5 protein-coding genes are annotated in these 3,173 nt (G+C 52.1%); 1 reads left to right on the top strand and 4 read right to left on the bottom strand.

Annotated elements, in window-relative coordinates:
• The 4 genes from AC1HCM_RS01785 to AC1HCM_RS01770 form a co-directional block, all read right to left on the bottom strand.
• On the bottom strand, positions 1–111 hold a 111-nt coding region (locus AC1HCM_RS01785), incomplete at its 3' end, for a metal ABC transporter permease (RefSeq protein ID WP_479460064.1).
• Positions 98–796: a metal ABC transporter ATP-binding protein gene (locus tag AC1HCM_RS01780; protein ID WP_479460063.1), complete on the bottom strand. Its 699-nt coding sequence runs from the start codon at positions 794–796 to the stop codon at positions 98–100. The genes AC1HCM_RS01780 and AC1HCM_RS01785, both read right to left, overlap by 14 nt.
• Positions 787–1,629: a metal ABC transporter substrate-binding protein gene (locus tag AC1HCM_RS01775; RefSeq protein ID WP_479460062.1), complete on the bottom strand. Its 843-nt coding sequence runs from the start codon at positions 1,627–1,629 to the stop codon at positions 787–789. Before AC1HCM_RS01775 ends, AC1HCM_RS01780 begins: the two co-directional genes overlap by 10 nt.
• Complete coding sequence (locus AC1HCM_RS01770) at positions 1,626–2,150, bottom strand: type 1 glutamine amidotransferase domain-containing protein (protein WP_479460061.1); 525 nt, start codon at positions 2,148–2,150, stop codon at positions 1,626–1,628. The genes AC1HCM_RS01775 and AC1HCM_RS01770 overlap by 4 nt, the downstream gene beginning before the upstream one ends.
• An 18-nt stretch (positions 2,151–2,168) precedes the next feature.
• Between AC1HCM_RS01770 and AC1HCM_RS01765 the strand changes: the two genes are divergently transcribed.
• A partial coding sequence (locus tag AC1HCM_RS01765; protein WP_479460060.1) for a hypothetical protein occupies positions 2,169–3,173 on the top strand: 1,005 nt, incomplete at its 3' end.

The following is a 3,173-nucleotide window of genomic DNA, read 5'->3' as shown; positions in this document are numbered from 1 at the left end:
GAAAGCCATTCTCCTGAGGGTAAGAAAGACCCCTGCGAGAGCACAGGCAACGCCTATCATCAAGCCGGTGAGTATCCCCCGCTGAACGAAGTCGTAACTAAACAGCTCCATCGCTGACGCTTCCCCTTATACCGAAGACCGCCTCTATGGTCTCAAGGGACCCCTCAGATTCTCCGTAGTAGTAAACCTTCTTGTTCAGACAGAGGACCTTGTCCACGTTCCTCAGGACGAGACCTATGTCATGGGATATCATGAGTACGGTCTTGCCTTCGTTGGTTGAGAGCTCCCTGAGTATCTGGATTATGTGCATCTGGGCGTGGATGTCCAGCCCTGCGGTGGGCTCATCAAGGAGTAGAAGCTCCGGGTCCGAGGCGAGAGCCATGCCAAGGAGGACGAGCTGCTGCTGTCCCCCCGAGAGCTTTAGGAACTGACTCTTCATGAAGTTGTCAATGTGGAGGTAGTGGGATATCTCCCTGACCCTCTCTCTGCTGGCGACGAGGTTGAGGAGCTCCTCAACGGTAGCCGGGAAGTTTTGCTCCACACTCAACCTCTGAGGTACATAACCTATCCTGTCCCATTCTCTGAAGCTCCTTATATCCTCCCCAAAGAGCCTTACCTTTCCAGAGAGGGGTTTTAGAAAGCCGAGGAGAACCTTGAAGAGGGTCGTCTTCCCAGCTCCGTTAGGACCCACTATACCCACAAACTCACCCTTATTGACGCTGAAGCTCACACCATCAAGCACCTTGTTCTTCCCGTCGTAGGAAAAGTCAAGGTTTGAGACTTCTATCACCTGCATTTCAGGGCTTCCCTAAGAACCTCAAGGTTCTCTTCCATTATGGAGAAGTAATCCCTGTAATTGCCGTGGGGAACTATCTTTACGTTGAGGGTGTAAACTCTAAAGCCCTGCTCCCTCCTGAGAACTTCCGCTATCTTAGTCCTGAAGCCGTATATATCAAATACGTAATCAACCCCAAGGGACTTTATCCTCTTCAAGAAGCCGTAGAGGTTCCCCGGCGATATCCCTCCGTGGGCGCTCCCGTAGCCGATAGGAATCTCTTCAAGTCCGTAGTCCCTTGCGAGGTAGCTCAGGGACGGATGAACCACCGGAAGGACCTTATACCTGCATCTCTTGAGGGTTCTCTCGTACTCCCTGTGGAGCTCCTCAATCCTTTTGAGCACCTTCTTTAGGTTCTTCCTGTAGAGCTCTTTCCTTGAAGGGTCATACCTTACGAAGCCCTTAAAGGTGTTTTGGGCGACCGAGAGCATCCTCTTTGGAGACATCCATAGGTGGGGGTCGTGTCTCAGGTGCTCTTTCTCATGCCCCTCTTCGTGCCCTGTACCCTTCGCGAGCCTAACGACCTTTTTCTTTGCTATAGCCTCTACCTTTCTCTCCCAGCCTCCGAGGGGAACCCCGCTGACGAAAACTATCTTAGCCTTGGCTATCTTGAGGAGCTCGGCACTTGAGAGCTCATACAGATGGTAGTCAGCCTCTGGGGGTATCAGAACCTCCGTGCTGTAGGCTCCCTCTCCAATCCCGCTTACCACATCGTAGAAGGGATAGACGCTGACGAGGACAAACTCCTTCCCGAAGGAGATGGAGATAAAGGCTAAGAGGAGTATGAGTATCACTGCTGAGCCTCTTCCATCTTGCTGAGCTTTCTCACTATCACCTTGACCATATCAAGCATTGAGCTCGGGTCTGTTGCCGTTATCAGGTTCTTGTCAGCCTCAACGGGCTCGCCCGTGTAGTTGGCTCCAGCATTTACAAGGTCATCCTTTATAGCGAAGAAGCCCGTCACCCTCCTTCCCTCAACGACCTTCGCCGATATAAGCACCCAGGGACCGTGGCAGACAGCGGCAATCAGCTTTCCATCCTCGTAGTGCCTCTTAACCAAGCTCAGGACCTCTGTGTACCTCCTGAGTCTGTCGGGGGCGTACCCTCCGGGTATGAAGACGCAGTCAAAGTTCTCGTGGACAACCTCCTTGAGGGTCCTGTCGGGCTTGAAGCTCATCCCCTTCTTTCCCCTGTACTCCCTCATGGTGGGAGCCGCCGATACTACGTCGTACCCCTCTTCCTTGAAACGAAGGTAGGGGTAAAGAAACTCCACATCCTCAACGAGCTCTTCCAAGAATATCAAAACCTTTTTCATGGGATTAAATTTTACTTCATGCAGGGAGCCCTCACCTTACTTTTCCTTGTGGTAGCTTACAACTTCCTCCTCTGGTACATAACGAGCTTCAAACTCTCCCCCATCCCCTTGTATCCTGAGGACCCCTACAACCTCGTTCTCGTACTCGCCTACAACTCTGTACTCTACATAAGTTGGCTCTTCGGTGAGAGGCACAGAGCGGTTCAGTGGATAGGCTACCTCTTCTTCTTTCAGATAGTCGCCCTGAGCGTTTACTTTGGGAATTTGGAGATAATAGTCAGGGACCTGCCTCCTGTGATACTTACCTTCGCCTTCGTTGTTCTCTTTGAGTCTCCTACTGAAAAGAGGCTAAAGGAGATAGGAGCTGAAAGGGAGAGTCTGCTGAGGGATATAGACAGGGTGGTGAGGGAGAGGGAAAGGGTTGAGGTTCATCTAAGACTTCTGCAGCAGGAGATAGATAAAGTCCAGAGGGAGAGAAAAGGGGGGGTCTCGGAGGAGAGGGCAAAGGAGCTGGAGGAGAGGCTAAAGAGTCTCCAGAAGGAGCTTGAGGATTACAGGGAGAAGGAGGGGAGGCTACTGGAGGCGAACAGGAAGCTCTTTCAGCTTCTTGAGATGATGAGGGAAGAGGAGCCTGTCGGCGGTAAGGGAGAGCTTGTAAGCCTTCGCAAGGAGAGGAAGAGGCTTATAAGGGAGCTCCTTCAGCTTCAGGAGCTTGTTGACCTTTACTCCGATGAGAACGAAAAGCTCAGAGCTGAGGTTGATAGGCTCAGAGGAGAGCTTGAAGAGCTAAGTCTGAGGGCAGGCACCCTTGAGATAGAGCTTGATAGGGCGAGAAAGAGCGGTGAAGACAGGGTATCGGTATGGAGGGAGGTTCTCTCCACCCTGTTGGGTCTTGGCTTCAGCACCAGAGCGGTTGAGGAGTTTCTCAGCCTCCCTCCCGATAAGAGGGGGATATTTCTAAAAGAGCTTTTACGTTTCTCCCAGAGGGAGGGGAAGGAGAACGTTCAGCCCCTTGCCACACTA

This window comes from Hydrogenivirga sp., from assembly GCF_056450045.1.
This window is presented reverse-complemented; position numbering and strand designations above follow the sequence as displayed.